This window comes from Microvirga lotononidis (assembly GCF_034627025.1).
Classification (GTDB): domain Bacteria; phylum Pseudomonadota; class Alphaproteobacteria; order Rhizobiales; family Beijerinckiaceae; genus Microvirga; species Microvirga lotononidis.
On record NZ_CP141049.1, the window covers coordinates 661,247 to 679,040 of the forward strand.

At 64.0% G+C, this 17,794-nt stretch carries 14 protein-coding genes and 7 pseudogenes; 4 read left to right on the plus strand and 17 right to left on the minus strand.

Annotated elements, in window-relative coordinates:
- The first annotated feature begins 1,225 nt into the window (after positions 1-1,225).
- Positions 1,226-1,954 (plus strand): Crp/Fnr family transcriptional regulator, encoded by a 729-nt coding sequence (locus U0023_RS26695; protein ID WP_009489218.1) that lies wholly within the window; start codon positions 1,226-1,228, stop codon positions 1,952-1,954.
- Positions 1,955-2,046: 92 nt separating this feature from the next.
- Here U0023_RS26695 and U0023_RS26700 read toward each other — a convergent pair whose 3' ends face one another.
- The 7 genes and pseudogenes from U0023_RS26700 to U0023_RS26730 all read right to left on the minus strand — a co-directional run bounded on the left by U0023_RS26700 (position 2,047) and on the right by U0023_RS26730 (position 6,982).
- Positions 2,047-2,637 (minus strand): transposase, encoded by a 591-nt coding sequence (locus tag U0023_RS26700; RefSeq protein ID WP_322883854.1) that lies wholly within the window; start codon positions 2,635-2,637, stop codon positions 2,047-2,049.
- 56 nt (positions 2,638-2,693) lie between these two features.
- On the minus strand, positions 2,694-2,897 hold the full coding sequence (locus U0023_RS26705; protein ID WP_154660886.1) for a hypothetical protein: 204 nt from the start codon (positions 2,895-2,897) through the stop codon (positions 2,694-2,696).
- A 266-nt stretch (positions 2,898-3,163) separates the two neighbouring features.
- A complete protein-coding gene (locus U0023_RS26710; RefSeq protein ID WP_009489212.1) occupies positions 3,164-4,315 on the minus strand; it encodes an IS110 family RNA-guided transposase in 1,152 nt (383 codons plus the stop codon).
- Positions 4,248-4,535, minus strand: a complete 288-nt coding sequence (locus U0023_RS26715; protein WP_245272859.1) for a winged helix-turn-helix domain-containing protein — start codon at positions 4,533-4,535, stop codon at positions 4,248-4,250. The genes U0023_RS26710 and U0023_RS26715 overlap by 68 nt, the downstream gene beginning before the upstream one ends.
- A gap of 51 nt (positions 4,536-4,586) precedes the next feature.
- Positions 4,587-4,811, minus strand: a pseudogene (locus U0023_RS26720) (ATP-binding protein); the annotation flags it as partial.
- 39 nt (positions 4,812-4,850) lie between these two features.
- Positions 4,851-5,252 (minus strand): hypothetical protein, encoded by a 402-nt coding sequence (locus U0023_RS26725; RefSeq protein ID WP_322883788.1) that lies wholly within the window; start codon positions 5,250-5,252, stop codon positions 4,851-4,853.
- A 152-nt stretch (positions 5,253-5,404) separates the two neighbouring features.
- Entirely contained in the window at positions 5,405-6,982 is a 1,578-nt protein-coding gene (locus U0023_RS26730) for an integrase catalytic domain-containing protein (RefSeq protein ID WP_009489210.1), read from the minus strand.
- Between the two features lie 137 nt (positions 6,983-7,119).
- On the opposite strand from U0023_RS26730, the gene istA (U0023_RS26735) reads away from it, so the two are divergent.
- The gene (gene istA / locus U0023_RS26735; protein WP_009489209.1) at positions 7,120-8,409 is read left to right on the plus strand and encodes an IS21 family transposase; all 1,290 of its coding nucleotides are present in this window, start codon (positions 7,120-7,122) and stop codon (positions 8,407-8,409) included.
- Positions 8,409-8,987: pseudogene (gene istB, locus U0023_RS26740) on the plus strand (IS21-like element helper ATPase IstB); the annotation flags it as partial. The gene istA (U0023_RS26735) and the pseudogene istB, both read left to right, overlap by 1 nt.
- Positions 8,988-9,016: 29 nt before the next feature.
- Here the strand turns inward: istB and U0023_RS26745 are convergent.
- Positions 9,017-11,218 (minus strand): recombinase family protein, encoded by a 2,202-nt coding sequence (locus U0023_RS26745; RefSeq protein WP_009495314.1) that lies wholly within the window; start codon positions 11,216-11,218, stop codon positions 9,017-9,019.
- Between U0023_RS26745 and U0023_RS26750 the strand changes: the two genes are divergently transcribed.
- Entirely contained in the window at positions 11,217-11,450 is a 234-nt protein-coding gene (locus U0023_RS26750) for a hypothetical protein (RefSeq protein WP_040639775.1), read from the plus strand. The two genes, U0023_RS26745 and U0023_RS26750, sit on opposite strands and share 2 nt — an antisense overlap.
- Positions 11,451-11,463: 13 nt before the next feature.
- Here U0023_RS26750 and U0023_RS35690 read toward each other — a convergent pair.
- The 9 genes and pseudogenes from U0023_RS35690 to U0023_RS26790 form a co-directional block, all read right to left on the minus strand.
- Positions 11,464-11,712, minus strand: a pseudogene (locus U0023_RS35690) (hypothetical protein); the annotation flags it as partial.
- Positions 11,675-12,247: pseudogene (locus U0023_RS26755) on the minus strand (ATP-binding protein); the annotation flags it as partial. The pseudogenes U0023_RS35690 and U0023_RS26755, both read right to left, overlap by 38 nt.
- Complete coding sequence (gene istA / locus U0023_RS26760; protein ID WP_009489112.1) at positions 12,247-13,473, minus strand: IS21 family transposase; 1,227 nt, start codon at positions 13,471-13,473, stop codon at positions 12,247-12,249. The pseudogene U0023_RS26755 and the gene istA (U0023_RS26760), both read right to left, overlap by 1 nt.
- Before the next feature lie 103 nt (positions 13,474-13,576).
- Positions 13,577-13,966 (minus strand): helix-turn-helix domain-containing protein, encoded by a 390-nt coding sequence (locus tag U0023_RS26765; protein ID WP_322883789.1) that lies wholly within the window; start codon positions 13,964-13,966, stop codon positions 13,577-13,579.
- 224 nt (positions 13,967-14,190) lie between these two features.
- Positions 14,191-14,496, minus strand: a complete 306-nt coding sequence (locus tag U0023_RS26770) for a DDE-type integrase/transposase/recombinase (RefSeq protein ID WP_322883861.1) — start codon at positions 14,494-14,496, stop codon at positions 14,191-14,193.
- Positions 14,497-14,547: 51 nt separating this feature from the next.
- Complete coding sequence (locus U0023_RS26775) at positions 14,548-15,822, minus strand: IS256 family transposase (RefSeq protein ID WP_322883790.1); 1,275 nt, start codon at positions 15,820-15,822, stop codon at positions 14,548-14,550.
- A 102-nt stretch (positions 15,823-15,924) separates the two neighbouring features.
- A pseudogene (locus tag U0023_RS26780) lies at positions 15,925-16,335 on the minus strand (IS6 family transposase); the annotation flags it as partial.
- A gap of 453 nt (positions 16,336-16,788) precedes the next feature.
- A pseudogene (locus tag U0023_RS26785) lies at positions 16,789-17,486 on the minus strand (IS6 family transposase).
- Positions 17,487-17,537: 51 nt separating this feature from the next.
- A pseudogene (locus tag U0023_RS26790) lies at positions 17,538-17,747 on the minus strand (IS256 family transposase); the annotation flags it as partial.
- Between the last annotated feature and the right edge of the window lie 47 nt (positions 17,748-17,794).

Here is a 17,794-nt window from a genome sequence, read left to right on the forward strand (position 1 = left end):
GGCCGTCTACCTCTGCTCTCAACTGCCATAAGCAGGCCTAGTAGCATGCCAGCATGTCGTCACGGACCGCCAGATAGGGTGGAACGGAGGTATGAGATCAAGGCCAAGGCGCAGGTCCGGTCTAGGTTCGCACTCGACGGCAAGCTGTCCGATGCCGACGGATGGAGACGTCAATGACGCAATTCCGATTATCCTCTGGAGGGCACCCTCGCACGAGGGGTTGCGATACCGGCTCGTTCAAGCGCACCATTCCTCGTGCTTGTGTTCAGCTCACCGCCGTGCGGGATCTGGCCAGCGGTGTGAAAACGGCCACGTTATTGAGACGGCTTGGGTGATCTTGAACTGTGCCAGAGCCTAGCCGGTTGTCCGGCCCTATCCATGACCGCCGATCTTTCAACTGCACCCAAGCCGTCTCAGTAGTACGGTTTGGATCGGTCGAGGTGAGGCTAAGCGAGCTGACTCAGATACAAGACGCGGTGCCTCGGTTTCCACCATTCTGGCTGGAGGTTTACTTCCTTGCCACCGGTACAATTCTCGATAGCTACGGCTACTTCACTCTTGATGAGCCCGCGCTGGCTGCTGCTGCCGATCTCATCTGCGAGGCCAAGCGGATCGCTGCGTCCATGGCTGGGGCTCATTGCTTCGCTGCGGCAACACTCATGGAGCCCCAAGGCAGCGCAAGGGTGCGAGCGTGAGCATGTCGGGCAGAATTTGTCTCCAGTCTTGTGAATCGCAGGCCAGCGGCCTGCGCCGGCCTCCCTGTCGGCCCCGACGGCAGCGGAGGAGGTGGCCTCCGTCTCGGTCACCTTGTCTCCCTCTGATAGGGAGATGCCGTCCGAGACGGTCCTCCCAACTTGGGCTCGCTCGGCATCGCCGCAGCGAGCCCCTTTTGGGTTGCAGAGGAGGGGCACGCCTCGCGAGGACGACCCAAGGCACAGGCTGCTCACGGATTAAAGTCGGGACCGTGAGCTTCCCGGGCAACCGCCTTCCGGACCAAATCAACTCGCCGTGTCTGGAGCATGGGGTACATTCCGCTCGTGATGGCAACAGCCTAGAAGGGCAACTTCGGTTACCGCATCGCTCGCCAAACTGTTGTGCACGACCAGATGAGCCGGGCGAATTGTGTCGGAGCCTGTCGACCCCCGATCACACCCTAGCGACATCTCCGATCAGCATCAGCGCATGACTGCCAAGATGCCGACGCTCAAGGTCATAGGATTCTGATATGTCACTTTCCTCTCGCCGCTCATGCCATCGGGCCAATCACCTACTGTCAACGCTGCTATCGGACGACTTTGCCTTTCTTGAGCCACACCTTCAACTGGTCGACCTGCACCGGGGCACGGTGATCTATGATGTTGGCGACCGCATGCCCTTTATCTACTTTCCTCACGAGGCGATTGTCTCGCTCGTGACCGTTCTGGCTGATGGCAAGACCATCGAGATGGCGAAGCTAGGGGGAGAGGCCATGTTCGGGCTCGCCAGTGCACTCATTACGCGCCGTTCGCTGGGGCGCTTTGTCGTGCAGAGCACCGGCAAGGCCTCGCGCGTTGACACCGAAGTCTTGTATCGGGCGTTTGTGGCGCGCCCGACGCTCCGTGACCACGTCCTTCGGTTTGCGGAGGAACTGCTGGCGCAGACGCTGCACTCTATGGCGTGCAATGCTCTGCACAGTGTGGAGGCGCGTTGCTGCCGTTGGATCCTCACGATGCAGGATCGCACGAGCCAGACCGTCTTGCCACTCACTCATGATCAACTGTCGCGCATGATGGGTGTGCAACGCTCAACCATCAGCGCGGCAATGCACGCCCTCCAATCCGCCGGTGCAATCCGCCAGGGGCGCGGGGCCGTCACGGTCATTGATCGGCGCGGCCTCGAACAGACCGTATGCGGGTGTTATGAGATCATCCGTAAGCAGTCAAAGCGGGGGCAGTGCCCTGAAGTTCGAACCTAATCACGCGAGAGCAAGACGGTCTTCATGATGACAAGCATCATCGGGCGCGCTATGAACACCCCTCCACCGGATCTCCGCTTCAAAATGAAGCGCTAAGTAGGTCGCCAAAAGTTCTGCAACAGCTTTCTGAGCCAGAAGCGTTTGGACAGCATGCCGGCCTTGCGGAACGCTTGTTGCGGCGTCAGCGTCAGCACCCAGGCTGCGGCCTCGGCGGCCAGAGCATCGATGGAAGCCGCCTGCCGGTTGGCCGCGATCAGCCGCTTGAGCTCGCGCCAGAGTTGATCCATCGGGCTCAGTTCGGGCGCCTGCCGGGGCAACCACACGAACCGGATGCGCAGCCGGTCGGCCAGGGCTTGGGTCTGCGGGGCAGTGTGGGCGCTCGCCCGATCGGTGAGCAGCCAGAGCCAGCCAGCCTTGCGGTAGCGGCGCCGCAGCGCACGCAGGAACGCCTGGGCATCGGCCTGACCGGCACGGGTGCGGATCAGCACCACCCGACGCGCGCTTTGCAAGTCGATCGCCCCGAACAGCACCCGCTTGGCATTGCGGCCGGTGATCGGCACGAGGGCCTGCGTGCCCTTGAGCGCCCAGGTCGCGCGCAGCGGCGGAAACAGCCGCAGCAGCGTCCAGTCGAGGCACAGCAGCCGATCGCTCCTGTGCCAGCCCGCCTTCAGGCGTCGGGTGATCCCCCCTTATATGGGCCGATCCGTCAAGCGCTGGCAGGCGGTGTGCCGGATCGAAGTCAGAGTTTGACCTGGCCGACAGGGTCGAACCAAAGGAAGCCGAGTTCAAAGCCTGCCATTCTGGCATGGCGGCTCTCAGCTTGGGCGAGGCGGGCGGTCAAGTCCCGCAGCCGCTTCGCGGTGCGCCGCAGGCGCAGGGCTTGAGGGCCGGCCGAAGCTCCAAGCCATCCTGGAGACTGCCCGAGGGCAACTCGCTCCGACACTGTCCGTCTACTCAAGGGCGGGATTCGACAGTTTGCGGTGACCTCCGAGGCTGAGCCCGATGGCGCTCATGCGAACCGTTCGTCCGCATCACCTTATATCCGGTTGGGCCCAAGCCCTGACCATAATCCCGCATGCGTCGGGAACGGGCTCCGGGGTGAGCGCGACCATTCTTTTTCGCGGCATTGTTCCAGCCAGGGGGGACAACGCGGTCGCACTCCCCTCAGACATCACGCGCTGACACTCCCGCGCCAGTGCGCAAGCGGGTTCAGGGCTTCACGGCCACATCGGCTGGCAGGGCGCCTGTTTCGACATAGCGCCACAACAGGATCAGCAGCTTACGGGCGAGCGCCACAATTGCAATGCGTCTGACCCGCCCGGTGGCCGACCCCACACGGCTGCGGAACCAGACCGCGAGTGCACTGTCAGGCTGGTTGCGCAACCACAGCCAGGCGAGTTCGATCAGCGCCTTGCGGGCGCGGGCGTTGCCCGCCTTGGTAATCCCTTGCTCGCGCGAGCGGCGGCCGCTCGCAAACGGGCTGGGGGTCAGTCCCGCATAGGCAGCCACGTGGCGCCGGCTGGCAAAGCATCGGTAGAACACCTCCTTGGCGAGGACAGTTGCAATCTCAGAGCCGATCCCCCTCAGATGCAGCAAGGTCCCAAGCTTGGACGAGGACGCGGCTCGTGCCGCCGCCGCGTCGGCATCGCGCCTCGTCTCGACCTCGGCCAGGTGCCGCAGGACCAGTTCGAGCCAGTCGAGCTGACGCGCGATCTCCGCCGACAGCCGCGGCGGCAGCGGCCGGCCATCCCCCGTGATCAGCTGCGCCAGGCGCGAGCGGCGATCCGGCCGCAGCGGCTCGTAGTCGTCGATCCCTTGCGTCGCGCACAGCCCCTTGATCCGGTTGACCAGGCGAATGCGCTCCTGCAGCAGCGTGGCCCGCTCGCGGCTCGGACGACGCGCATCCTCCTCGTCCGGGGACGGTGGGCGGACCATGGAGCAGACCTTCGGCTCGCCGCGGGACCAGGCCATCAGCGCCCGCAGCAGAGCCTGGGCATCCAGGCGGTCCGTCTTGGCCCGCCGGGCCCGGCGGTCGACCTGCAGCGAACTCGGGTCCATGACATGGCTGCTGACGCCGTGCGCCTCGAGAAGGCGGTGCAGCCAGAACCCGTCGCGGCCGGCCTCGTAGCAGCACGATACATGTGGGCTCACGCCGGTGCGTCGTTCCACGCGGGTCCGGATGCGGGCAAGCAGGTCGAGCACCGCCTGTCCATCACCGGCGGGAAGCCGATGCAGCTCGATCTTCGCGGCATCGGGGGCATGCAGCGCCACCAGCCAGGAGCGGCGGCTGAGTTCAAGGGCGAGATAGATCGTGTGGGTGCTGTCCGAGACTGAAGCGTCGGCTGAGGGAGAGGAGAACATGAGCGGCCTCCAGGGTGAGGTGAGGTGACCGCCTTACTTCACCAGTTCGGCGGTCGCTGGCCCATGAGATCTTTTTCTGCGGCAGGTGAGCCGCGCGCGCGACATAGACATAGCGCGGCCGCTTCCAACGATAGCCGGCTTCGTGCAGCCGCCGCCGCAGCGTCTGGCGGCTGACCGCGAGGCCCTTCGCGGCCAGGTCGTGGGCCAGCAGCGGTTTCAAGCGACATTCGGAACTAGACCCCTGGCGACAGATAGAACTAGACCCTCCGCATTAAGCTGATCCCTTCGGATCGGATATGGCAGCAGCCTTCAACAGACCGCTGCGACGTTTCTCCCGCAAACGATAGCTGTCGCCCCGGATCATGAGCACGTGGCTATGGTGAAGCAGGCGGTCCAAAATCGCCGTCGCCACAACCGCGTCCCCAAAAACCGATCCCCATTCGCCCACAGCGCGGTTGGACGTCACCAGCATCGCCCCCCGTTCATAGCGCCGAGAAGATCGTCATTCATAATGATGCTTCCTCTTCTGGTCACGTCAAACCGCCGGCCCGGGTAAGCGTCGTAGGTGCCACTCCCAAACTTGGCCATGCGGCACCCGGAAGGCTTGATAGTCTCTGTCGCGAACCTTCGCCCAAAGCGCATCCCGCGACAAATGCTCATCCGCCATCACTTGGGCAAAGCGCGGCAGGCGATAACCGATCGGGCTCGTGCCATCGAGGCGAGCCAGATCGTCTTCATTCAAGCGAACCCAGACCCGCGATGCCGTCTGATGTTGATCGAAGTCCAAGACGCCGTGACGTACCCACACATGCAGCAAGGAGGGCGAGACGCCAAGCCGCTGCGCGGCCGTCCTGGCCGGCATCAATCCATCCGCACGCTGGACAGCCCCTTGCGTTTGCAGGGGACACAACGTGGGAATGCCATGCTGCTTGCGCATCGAGTGAACCCGGGCATAGGTCCAGATCTTGCCAGTCCGCGTGCGGAATCCTTCAGTGTTCAGCCACATTGCGATCTGATGGTCAGGGTATTTCTCTGCCAGAACGCGCAGACGCTGTCGGCCGAACTGAGAAACTGATCCCCCCTGTTGCCTCACCGAAGAATGTTACCAGGCGTTGCGATGGAGTGAACAATCTCTCCTCCCGCAGCTGAAGGGTAGGTGGGCATCCGCTTGATCCAGTCGCCGTCGAGAATGATCCGCCCCATCACCTCAGCTCGCCAAGGCTTCACGACCCTTTGCACCATCCTCAGGCTCCTCGTCCGGAAGTGCGACGGATCGGCATCCATGAGACGCTGGAGCACCGTTGCCGCTGGGATCGCGGGCTCGGCCTCAAGCCACGCCTTGATCTGGGCCTCATGCGGCTCAAACATGCTCGGCCGCTTCGGATATGGCTTGGCCCGCCGATACGGTCGTCGATGCGTCGGTCGCGTCTCGCCGGCCTGCCAGGCCGTCTTCAAGCTCGCCGCGAAGCGCTGAAGATCAATGGCGATCGGTTCCTCAAGCGTGCTGTTCAGGCCACGACGATCGACTCGTCTGCCGAGCTCCTCCTGAGCCACGCGGATCCCGGTGAACAGCATCACCGGATCCGATGCTTCCATCAGGACCCGTAGCCGTGCTTTGTCTGTCTCGCTCACGCCGGAATGAGCCAGCACGCGGGCGGCAGGCGGCACTGGCGCATGATAGCGCTTGATCACGCGGGCCCCGATCCGGGTCTTTTCCTGCAGCTTGAATGACGGCTGGTACAAATTGCCGTGCAGACGCACCACAGCAAAGAGGCGAGATAGTGAGGCCGTCGCTTCCGCTCCGACGAACCTGCCATAGCCCACCAGTCTGCGCACGATGGCGCCGTTCTTCTGCTCCACCCAGGCCTGGTCATTCTTGCGGTAGGCGCGCGACCGCGTCACCTCCAGCCCCTGACCTCGGCACCAGCAGACCACCAGTTCGTTCATGAAGGCGCTGTCATTGTCGAAGTCCACGCCGAGCAGCGGGAAGGGAAACAGCGACCGGGCCTGCTGGATCGCCGCGATCACCAGACCGCCATCGCGCGTGCGCACCGGCACGCACTCGGTCCAGCCCGTGGCAATGTCGGTCAAAACCATCGTCTGAACGAAGCTGCCGGATGACGAGGTGCCGGAATGGGCCACGAAGTCGACCTCGACATAGCCGGGTGGAGGATCATTCCAGTCGCCGAAGGTGCGCACCGGAACCGAGCGGCGCACCGCCGAACTCATTCCGGCGCGGCGGCGCTGACCACCCCGCGCCACAACGCGCACCTGCGACAGCAATCGGTCCATCGTGGCCGCGCTAACCGTCAGCAGCTTGCCGCGCAGTTCGTCATCCACGTCGAGCCGGCCATGCCGCTCCAGGGCCGGCAACAAGATGGGGATCATCGGCTTCAGGCGTTTCGAGCAGAGACGATCGGACGCCTCCCACAACACCACCAGGGCCTCGCGGACCTTGCCATCATAACGGGTAGCATATTGCTTGGTAGCGGGTGGCTTCTTCTCAGGTCGGCAGAGGATCCGGATGGCATGCTTGCGGTGATAGCCGGTGACCGCAATGAACTCATCCAGGATGCGCTGCTTGTCCGCCCGGCCACTTGATCGGTAACGCTCGATGATTGCTTCAACCAGTTCCGAGCGTGTTGCCATGCTGAGATGCCTTGCCATCCACCATCCCCGCAACAGGATGACAAAAGATGGCGCATCCCGTCCGGGACAGCGAGCCTACCGGTAACATTCAACGTGAGGCAATGCGTCCCCTGACGAAATCAAGACCTGACCCCTGCTCGGCAAAGGAGGAATGGATGTCGATCGGGGATTTGGCAGATCCTGCATTGTCGCGGACGATGCGGGGAGACGAGATGCTTCAGGCTGAAGAGGTGGCCGCGATGCTGCGGCTGCATGGGCTTGGCTGGGGAGCCAAGCGGCTGGCCAAGGAATTCGGATGTGCGCGCAACACGGTGCGGCGCTATCTGCGCCAAGGCGGTGCTATTGCTTTCCGCAAGCCCGTGCGCCGGACAGCTTTCGACGGCCTGGATGACTGGCTGCGGGAGCGCTTCTTCCGGCATGGTGGCAACGCGGACGTGGTGCGCCAGGAGCTGGCGAGCGAACAGGGCATCGTCATCGGGCTGCGCTCGGTCGAGCTTCGGGTGCAGCGCTGGCGCCGGGAGTTGACGGCGCAGATGCGCGCAACCGTGCGGTTTGAGACGGCCCCCGGCCATCAGATGCAGATCGACTTCGGCGACACGCGGGTCTGGATCGGCGGTGAGCGGGTTCGGGTGCACCTGTTTGTGGCAACGCTGGGCTACTCGCGCAGGCTGCATATCCGACCCTCGCTGCGGGAGCGCCAGGCGGACTGGTTCGAGGGCATGGAAGGGGCCTTCCTGCGCTTCGGCGGAGTTCCAGCCGAAGTGCTGTTCGACAATCCCAAGGCGCTCGTCGAGCATCACGATGCGGCCACTCGGGAGGTGCGGTTCAATGGGCGGCTGCATGCCTTTGCCCGCTACTGGGGATTTGCACCCCGCGCCTGTGCGCCCTACCGGGCGCGCACGAAGGGAAAGGACGAACGTGGGGTCGGCTACGTCAAGAAGAATGCCATTGCCGGCCGCCGCTTCGAGAGCTGGGCGGCCCTCGAGGCGCATCTGGACCGGTGGACGCGCGAGATCGCCGATCAGCGGGTGCACGGCACCACCGGCGTGGCTCCGGCAGAGCGCTTTGCGGACGAGGCCGGGGCGCTTCGTCCCCTCGGCGCCCGGGCGCCGTTCGGGCAGCTGCGGGATCTGGTGCGCAAGGTTCAGGCCGACTGCGCGATCGACCTGGACACGAACAGCTACTCGGTGCCGTGGCGGCTGATCGGGGAGAGCGTCCAGGTCGTGGTGCTGGGCGGACGCGTGATCGTACGTCATGCGGGTGAGGTCGTGGCCGACCATGCCCTGTGCCGCGGCCGTCGCCAACGGATTGTCGAGCGTGCGCATCTGGCCGGTGTGGTCGGCGCTGCGGGGCCGGTGCGGTCGGCGCCGACGGACATCGTTGTGCCGCCCGCCCTGCTGCGGCCGCTGGCCGAGTATGAGGCGCTGGTGGGAGGAGGCTGGTGATGACGGCCATCGATCACGAGACCTTGGTGGCGATGCTCGATCGGCTCAAGCTGACGGCGATCCGCGACCAGCTCGACACGCTGCTGGACGAGGCAGCCCGCTCAGACATGACCTTGCGCGAGGCCTTGGCGTTCCTGGTCCGGCGCGAGATCGCACGGCGCGACGAGCGGCGGATCGCCATGGCGAGCAAGATCGCCCAGTTCCCATTTGTGCGCGAGCTCGATGGCTTTGACTTCGACGCACAGCCGTCGCTGGATCATCGTCAGATCCGGGAATTGGCCACATGCCGCTGGGTTGCCCATGGTGACATGGTCTTGTTCCTGGGGCCGCCGGGCACCGGCAAGACCCATTTAGCAGTGGCTCTCGGACGCGAGGCGATCCGGCAGACCTATAGCGTGCAGTTCGTCACGGCCGCGACCCTGGTGGCGATGCTGGCCAAGGCCCATGACGACGGCTTGCTCGACAAGCAGCTGACGATCCTGGCACGACCGAAGCTGCTGATCATCGACGAGCTCGGCTATCTGCCGTTCGAGGCGAATGCGGCGCATCTGTTCTTCCAACTGGTGTCAGATCGTCATTCATAATGATGCTTCCTCTTCTGGTCACGTCAAACCGCCGGCCCGGGTAAGCGTCGTAGGTGCCACTCCCAAACTTGGCCATGCGGCACCCGGAAGGCTTGATAGTCTCTGTCGCGAACCTTCGCCCAAAGCGCATCCCGCGACAAATGCTCATCCGCCATCACTTGGGCAAAGCGCGGCAGGCGATAACCGATCGGGCTCGTGCCATCGAGGCGAGCCAGATCGTCTTCATTCAAGCGAACCCAGACCCGCGATGCCGTCTGATGTTGATCGAAGTCCAAGACGCCGTGACGTACCCACACATGCAGCAAGGAGGGCGAGACGCCAAGCCGCTGCGCGGCCGTCCTGGCCGGCATCAATCCATCCGCACGCTGGACAGCCCCTTGCGTTTGCAGGGGACACAACGTGGGAATGCCATGCTGCTTGCGCATCGAGTGAACCCGGGCATAGGTCCAGAACTTGCCAGTCCGCGTGCGGAATCCTTCAGTGTTCAGCCACATTGCGATCTGATGGTCAGGGTATTTCTCTGCCAGAACGCGCAGACGCGCGAGCACCTCGGGCTCAGTGCAAGCATGCCACCCCACTGGCGGACAGTGCACCTCGTGCCGGCTTGTCGCTCCACCGCTCCACACAATGACGACCTCCGCCCGGCGGTGCTGGGGATCAACAGAGACGACAACCTCTGACATGACCAGGCGCAGCAAGCGCTTGCGGTCCACAGCAGTGGTCGTGCCGGCATGCCAGAGGCCTGGCAGATCTCCGGCCAGATGCCGAACGGCTTGTTGCTCGGCCCCATCCAGAGGCAGCAGTTCCGTCCGCCGGATGACGGCGTAGTCCTGCTCCAGCTGCTCGAGCGTTTCCAAGGCCGCATTCCACCGTGTCTCGAGCGTTCGGGCGACCAAGCGGTTCTCGGGCTCGATCGCATCGTATTGTCGCTGAGCGCGCTGGACATCGTAGCGGGCGCGTTCAAGCCTGAGCTGCCACTGCCGGTCGAGAGCCTGACGCTCGTGTTCGAGCACGGCGAGCGCCTCCAAGGTCGTCGCAAGGGCTGCCGGCTTGACCGCCTCCAGGAAAGCCTCTCCCGCCGCCCGATCGAGATGCGAGATCGGGAAGGCCTGACACAGCGGGGCGCCGTAATCAATCTGCGCCCGCCGGCACTCATAGCGCAGACGATCGCTGCCATGGCTGACGCTCATGCGCCGGCCACAGCGCCCGCAGATCACGAGGCCTTGCAGCAGAGCGCGTCCCTCGCGCGGGGCGCCGTGCCGTTTGGCAGCGAAGTTGTAGAGGTTGTCCTGCAGGGAGCGCCGGTTCAGCAGGTACTGATCATAGCTGAGATAGGCCGGATAGACGCCTGGGATGACGATATCCCACTCATCCACGGGGCAGCGTCGGGTGGTCACGACAGGAGGATCCCCGGGGCTGATCTCCTGCTTGCGGCGCCCGTAGACGAAGACTCCGGCGTAAACTGGGCTGGTCAAAACCTGCTGGATCATCTGGTAGGTGGGCCGGACCCAGACGATGCGGCCAGCCTCGGCGCCCTGCTGGATCAACCGCGGCATTTTGAGGCCGTGATCCGCCAAGTAGCGCTGAACCGCGCGCCCGTTGCGCAGCAGGGCGAAGCGCTCGAAGATCCGGATCAGCACGGCCCGGACCTCGTCGTCGGGATCGAGCACGACGGTGCCGTCCCCCAGCCGCCGATAGCCGACCGGCAGGCGCAGGGCCAGCTCGCCGCGCCGGGCCTTGTTGAGCAGATTGCCGCGCATCCTGGCATGCAGGATATGCAATTCCGCGGCAAATAGGGTGCCTTTGACGCCCAACAGCAGTCTGTCATTTGGATCCTGCGGGCAGTACACGCCGTCCTCGTCCGCAATCAAGGTGCGGAAGACGGCACACAATTCGATCACGCGATGCCAGTCACTGTTGCGGCGCGACAGGCGAGAGACCTCCGTCACCAGAATGATGCCGACCTCTCCCAGGCCGATTGCAGCGACCAGGCGTTGAAAGCCCGTCCGCAGGTGGCTGCTGGCGCCAGACTGTCCCAGGTCCTCGTCAATGACTTCGACCTGGGGTGCGGCCCAGCCCATCTGGCACGCTCGCTCGGCCAGCTGATACTGCCGGCGGGTGCTCTCCTGGTTGTTCTGGACCTGCCGCGGCGTCGACTGGCGAATGTAGACGATGGCGCGTCGCGTCAGGTGACGGGGTTCGATTTTGGGGAAGATCGCAGTCATGGCACGGCTTTCCTTGCGCGTGCGCGTGTCCCGGGGCGAGGCGAAGCTGGCGCTGCACGAGGTCGGTCCAGAGGGCGACCATGAGCTGGCGGATCTCGGGCTGGAGGGTGCTCCACACCTGGAGGGGTGGGGTCTGACGGTGCAGGCGCATGGCGGGCCTCGGGAGCAGGAAACGGCGCATTGCGTAAACCAGCGACCAGGCTGGCCAGCGCCCGGAGACTGCCGGGGGTGAAGGTGAGAGCCGGAGCGGCCACCCTGGGCAGCGGAGCCGCTGCCTCCACGTGGCGAGCCGGTAGAACCTGCCGCCCGCCATCCGAGCCTTCAATAACCAAGTGCGGTTCACCGTTGTGGCGCTTGCGCCGTATCACGCGGACCAGTTGGCCAAACAGGGGATGGTGTGAGGCTGTAATCCGAACCCGTTCGACCGAACGGGGATCCAACTCATCAGTTTGGTGGTCGTTGTGAGACAAGCTGGAAGAACAGGTGCGCTGCATCCGGTTCAAACGGCAGATACCCAAGTTCGTCGACAATCAGCAGCTTCGGTTTGGTATAGTGCATCAGCCGCTCCTCAAGCCGCCCCTCGGTATGAGCCTTGGCCAGCTGCGCCACCAGCGCGGGCGCAGGCACAAACAAGACCGTGTAGCCGGCCACGATCGCCTCCCGGCCGAGGGCCACGGCAAGATGCGTCTTGCCGACCCCGGGCGGTCCCAAGAGCAGAACAGCCTCGCCATTGGCAATGAACCGGCCCGTGGCCAACTCCCGGATCTGGCCCTTGTCGATGGAGGGCTGGGCCGCAAAGTCGAAGCCTGCCAGATCACGCACAAACGGAAATCGCGCCAAGCCAATGCTCATCTCGATCCGCCGCTCGTCCTTGCGCGCGATCTCCCGTTCGCAGAACAGTCCCAGGGCTTCCCGGATCGTCAACTCCCGCCGCCCCGCCTCGTCCACCAGGCTGTCGAGCTGGTCGCGGATGGCCGTCAGCTTGAGCCGGGTGAGCATCGCCACCAGATGATCGTGCGAGACCTCCATCAGAAGCCTCCCCCGGCTACGGCTTCGTATTCAGCCAGGGGCCGCAGCAACATCCCCGCGGCAGGCTCGGCGCGAACCACCTTGCCGCCAAAGCCGGCAACCCCCTCAAAGTGCGCCGGATCGACCAGGCGCTGCCGGCGTCCCGCTGGCCGGACATGTACCGCCACCTCCTGGCCGGCATGACAGATGCGCACGGTCCTGTCCGAGATCACCACCCGGACGGTCGCTCCAATCAACCGCCAGGGCACCGAATAGGCATTGCCATCCACCTCGATGGCACAGTCGGCATGGACCTTGCGCGTGACCTCCCGCAGAACCTGGAAGGATGGAATTCCATCCAGCGGCTTGAGGGCTTGGGCTTCCTGGCGGGCAAAGCGCTCGGCCGGCACCTCCCCGGTGGTGCCGTGCACCCGCTGATCAGCCACCTCGCGCTCCCACTGCGCGAGATGAGCCTCAAGGGCGGCGAAACTCTCAAAGGCACGTCCGGCGACCGCGTTCTTCTTCACATAGCCAACGCCGCGTTCGTCCTTGCCCTTGGTGCGGGCCCGGTACGGAAAGCAGGCCTGCGGCCGGAAGCCCCAATGCCGGGCAAAGGCGCGCAGGCGGGCATTGAACTCCACTTCCCGCGTTTGGACGTCATGGTGCTGGACCAGGCCACGGTCATTGTCGAACAGGACCTCAGCGGGCACCCCACCAAAATGCCGGAAGCTGCTTTCCAGCCCCTCGAACCAGCTCTCCTGGCGCTCGTTGCGGAAGGCACGGACATGCAGGCGGCGCGAATAGCCCAGAGTGGCCACGAACAGAAACACCTTGGTGGAGGTTCCGGCAATCAGGACGCGCCGCTCGCCGAAGTCGATCTGCAACTGGTGCCCGGGCGGGGTCTCGAAACGGACGGTGGCTCGCGCCTGTGCCGCCAGCTCACGCCGCAGACCGATGACGGCCCGCTCCACCGTGCGCAGGCTGATGTCAATACCCTTCTCAGCGACAAGCTCCTGGCGCACGACATCGGCATTGCCGGCATGGCGGTGGAAGCGCTCGGCCAGCCAGTCCTCGAGCCCCGTCAGCGTGCGCCGGCGGATGGGACGCCGATAGACCCGGTAGCCGCCTTCGGCCAGGTAACGACGAACGGTCATGGGACTGCACCCCAGTTCGCGGGCAATCCGCTTGATGCCCCAGCCCAGAGCCTTCAACCGCAGCATCGCCGTCACATCATCCGGCGTTCGCATCACCTCTCCCCGCGGGACCTCCGCCCGGGGAGAACTCTGACATTCCTGTGACCTCATCTCGTCCTCTCAAAAGTAGGCGCGATGGGTCCAGCTCTTCATGTCGTCAGGAATCTAGTTTTACATGTCGCCCGATAAGCGGCACCGTCCAGCTCGTAGCCTGGTAGCCGCAGCGGCGCGGGTCGCGCGCCAGGGCCGCCGCCAGCCGCTGCGGCGTGAGCCTCGGCTGACGGCGGGGACGTCCGCTGCGCGGCCGGTCGATCAGGGCCGTGGTCTGATGCTCGGCCCGGTACTGGACGAGCCAGCGGTGCACGCTGGAGCGGTTGACCCGGCAGCGGCGGGCCGCCTCGGCGACGGGATGGCCCTCGGCCACCAGCAGCAGCGCCTCGAGGCGGCGATACACCCGGGCCTCACGGGCACCAGAAAGCGCGGCAGTAAGCCGCTTGCGATCCGCCTCGTCGAGCCACGTTTCGGGAGAGTGATCATGGTGTTGCATGCTCTCCAGGGAACACCCGCAGTGCTTGCGTTGCAAGTCTTATGAAGACCTACTTAGGCTACATGAGGTACGCTTCCGAGGAAGGACGCATTGCGCTTGTGAGTGAGACTGTGGATGGTCTGTCTATATAGACGTCAATATAGACAGTGCTTTAGCCATGGACATGATGGGGCTTTGTTGCATTGACTTGAAAGGGACAAGACGAACCCCGTCGAATCGGTCATTCAGGCCGCAAGGCCGAAGAGCTGGTTCACAAGGCGGATTTCGCCTGTCACGTCACGCTGTGCCAAGCCGCAATGGCCGCGGCGGATCATCCGCATCACCTCGAAGCCTTTGATGGTGGCGGAGGCGGTTTTCATCCTCTGGAAGCCGCGGGTCGGCCGGATGACGCGCTTGAGTGCTCCATGGTCGGCCTCAAGGATGTTGTTCAGATATTTCGAGGTGCGGTGCTCGACATCTTTCGAGAGCAGGCCTTCCTTCTGCAGGCGCAGGATTGCCTTGGGATACGACGCCAGTTTGTCAGTTGTGATGGATGAGGGCGGCTAGGAGATAACGCCAGATTTTGGTGACGGCCTGACAGATCAGGCGGCGGGTTGAGCTTGAGATCCAGGTTGGGAAGCACCGACCTCAAGGCCGTCAGCGAACTTCACACCCTGGATCAGCTTTGGCAACTGGTTTGGTCCATCAAGGCGTCGCCAGCCCTTCTGAGCTCCCTCGACCAGCTTGAAGACCATGATCAAGGCAGTTTGGTTTGACAGACACCCCTTGGCCCGGATTGTTCGGTGCCGCACGGTGGCGAACGTACTTTCAATCGGATTGGTCGTTCTCAGGTGCTTCCAGTGCTCGGCGGGAAAATCGTAGAAGGCCAGGAGCGCATCGCGATCTTTGACCAGGCAGTCCACGGCTTTCTCGTACTTGATGCGGTAGGTTTGCGTGAAGGCGTCGAACGCGGCCAGAGCATCCTTCTTGGTCTCGGCCATCCAGATGGCCTGAAGGGCGGATTTGGCTTTGGCGTGAAGGCTCTTCGGCAGCCGGTTGAGGACATTGGCGGTCTTGTGCACCCAGCAGCGCTGCTCGCGCGTCAGAGGCCAGACCTCGCCGAGCGCCTTCCAGAAGCCCAGCGCACCATCGGCCACCGCGATTTCCGGCGCAGCCGCCAATCCCCGCCGTCTCAGGTCCAGCAGCAGGTCGCGCCAGGAGTGGGCGCTCTCGCGCAGGCCATCGGTAAAGCCTACCAACTCCTTTTTGCCTTCCGGCGTCGCCCCGATGAGGACGAGGATGCACTGGGCTTGGTCTTCCAAGCGTGCCTCCAGATGGATGCCGTCCGCCCACAGGTAGACATAGCGCTTGGCCGACAGATCACGCTTTTGCCAGCGGGCATGGTCCTCGCTCCAGACCTGCTTCAGGCGAGCGATGGTCGAGGCCGACAGCCCGGGCGCGTCCTGGCCCACCAGGGCCGAGAGCGCTTCGGCAAAGTCGCCGGTGGAGATGCCTTTGAGGTACAGGACCGGGATGAGCACCTCCAGGCTCTTCGAGCGCCGGGCATAGGGTGGCAGGATCGAGGGCCTGAACCGAACCTGCTCGGTCGGGCTCGCCTGCCGGTCACGCACGCGGGGCTGGCGCACGCCGACCGGGCCAATGCCGGTCAACACCTCGCGGGATGGCAGATAGCCGTGGCGCACCAGGCGCTGCAGTCCGTTCTCCGTCTTGAGTGTGGCGTGCTGGGCGAGGAAATCGGCGACTTCGGCCTCAATGGCTTGGGCCAGTAAGGCGCGGGCACCCTCGCGCAGGATGTCGGTCAGAGAGTCGGTAAAGCTCCCTGGCTGGGCGAGCTTGAAGACGTTATGATCAGACAAGGCGTATCCCTCCTTCGGTGGAGAAGTGGAGGCTCGAACACCCCCACGATACGCCGCTTCATCCCTTCATGCCGTCCCCAACTTACGACGCTATCTCGGCGGAAAGTTGCTCATCGTCCTCAGGGCTTTGCGCAGGAAGCGATAGGCTGCTTTGGTATTGCGGCGGTCTGACAGCATGAAGTCGATCAGCTGGCCGTGCTTGTCGACGGCACGGAACAGGTACTTCCATTTGCCGCCAACCCGCACGTAGGTTTCGTCGACCCGCCATGACCCGGATCGATAGCCCTGATATCGGCGAACTCGCTTCTCAATCTCTGGAGCGTAGCGCTGAACCCAACGGAAGATCGTGGATGGGTCAACGGCGACACCGCGCTCCTGCATCATTTCGGCCAGATCGCGGTAGCTGATGCCGTACTTGCAGTACCAGCGCACGCACAGCAGGATGATCTCAACCGGAAAGCGACGGCGCTTGAAAATCGATAACAGGACGGCTCCTCGACGGCCGCCCTTCATTAAACTGCCAAGGTTAATGCAACGGAGCCGCCATTGCGGCCTCCTCCGCGCGGAAGAGATGCTCGAGGGGCGCGAAGGACTGGCGTTGCAGGGCCTCCTCGAGGGCCCCGTCGAGCGCCTCGCGTAGGGTCATGAGCCTGTTCCTCGCCCTCAGCAGTTCCAGGCGTGTCCTGTCGAGGTCGGCGGCGGCCGCGTCGAGGGCTGGCCGGCAGACAAGGGTCGCTATCGCCCCATGGGCTTTGTCTCCGTGGGTGACTGGAAAACGATTGGCTCCCGGCGGAGCCTAGCACCCCGCGGCATGCTTCGGGATCGGGCATTCCCCTGAATTCGGTGGCGGGAATTCCGGATTGCCGAGCGCACGTCCCAGCGCGGAATGGCGAGACGGCTTCGCCCTGCAACGGCACCGTTGCAGTAACTTGAAAACGGCATAACGGACCCGGTTTAACGGGCCGCTCAGGCAGCAAGACCGAAGAGCTGATTGATGAGACGGACTTCGCCTGTCGCTCGACATCCCCGCTTGTTGTAATGACCGCGGCGGATCATGCGCATGGTTTCGAAGCCCATCAGGGTCACGGCGGCGGTTCTCATCGTCTGGAAGCCGCGCGTCGGCCGGATGACGCGCTTGAGCGCGCCATGATCGGCCTCGATGATGTTGTTGAGGTATTTCGAGGTGCGATGTTCGACGTCCTGCGACAGCAGCCCTTCGTCCTGCAAGCGTCGAATGGCGTTCGGATAGGATGCCAGTTTGTCGGTCGTGATGGAGGAGGGAGGATAGTTGCTCACTATCCTCAGAGCTTTGCGTAAGAAGCGATAAGCGGCTCCAGTATCACGCCGGCCGGACAGCATGGAGGCAATCAGACGACCGTGTTTGTCGACCGCTCGAAACAAGTATCGCCAGCGCCCCCCACGCGCACATAGGTCTCGTCCACCCGCCATGAGCCTGAGCGAGGTCCCTGGTTTGGTCGCACCCGCTTCTCAATCTCCGGGGCATAGCGTTGAACCCAGCGAAAGATCGTGCTTGGATTAACGCTGACACCGCGCTCGGACATCATTTCTGCCAGATCGCGATAGCTGATCCCGTACTTGCAGTACCAGCGCACGCACAGCAGGATGATCTCGACTGGGAAACGGCGGCGCTTGAACAAAGACAACAGGGCGGCTCCTCGATTGGCCGCTCTGGATTATACTGCCGAGGTTACCGCAACAGTGCCTTCAGGTCCGTGGCCGTGCCGGACCAGGCGCTCGCGGCCGTCCGGCAGCTTCAGATCGCGCATGCTGGCCAGATAAGCCTCGGCTTCGCTCTCGATGGCCTGGGCCAGCAGCTTGCGCGCGCCGGCTCGGAGAAGATCCGTCAGCGGATCGTCAATGATATCGGGCTGACGAAGGCGGACAATGCTGGTAGTCTCGTTCATGACGTATCGCTCTCCTGGAGAGGTTCTGGCAGGCTCGACACCCGCCT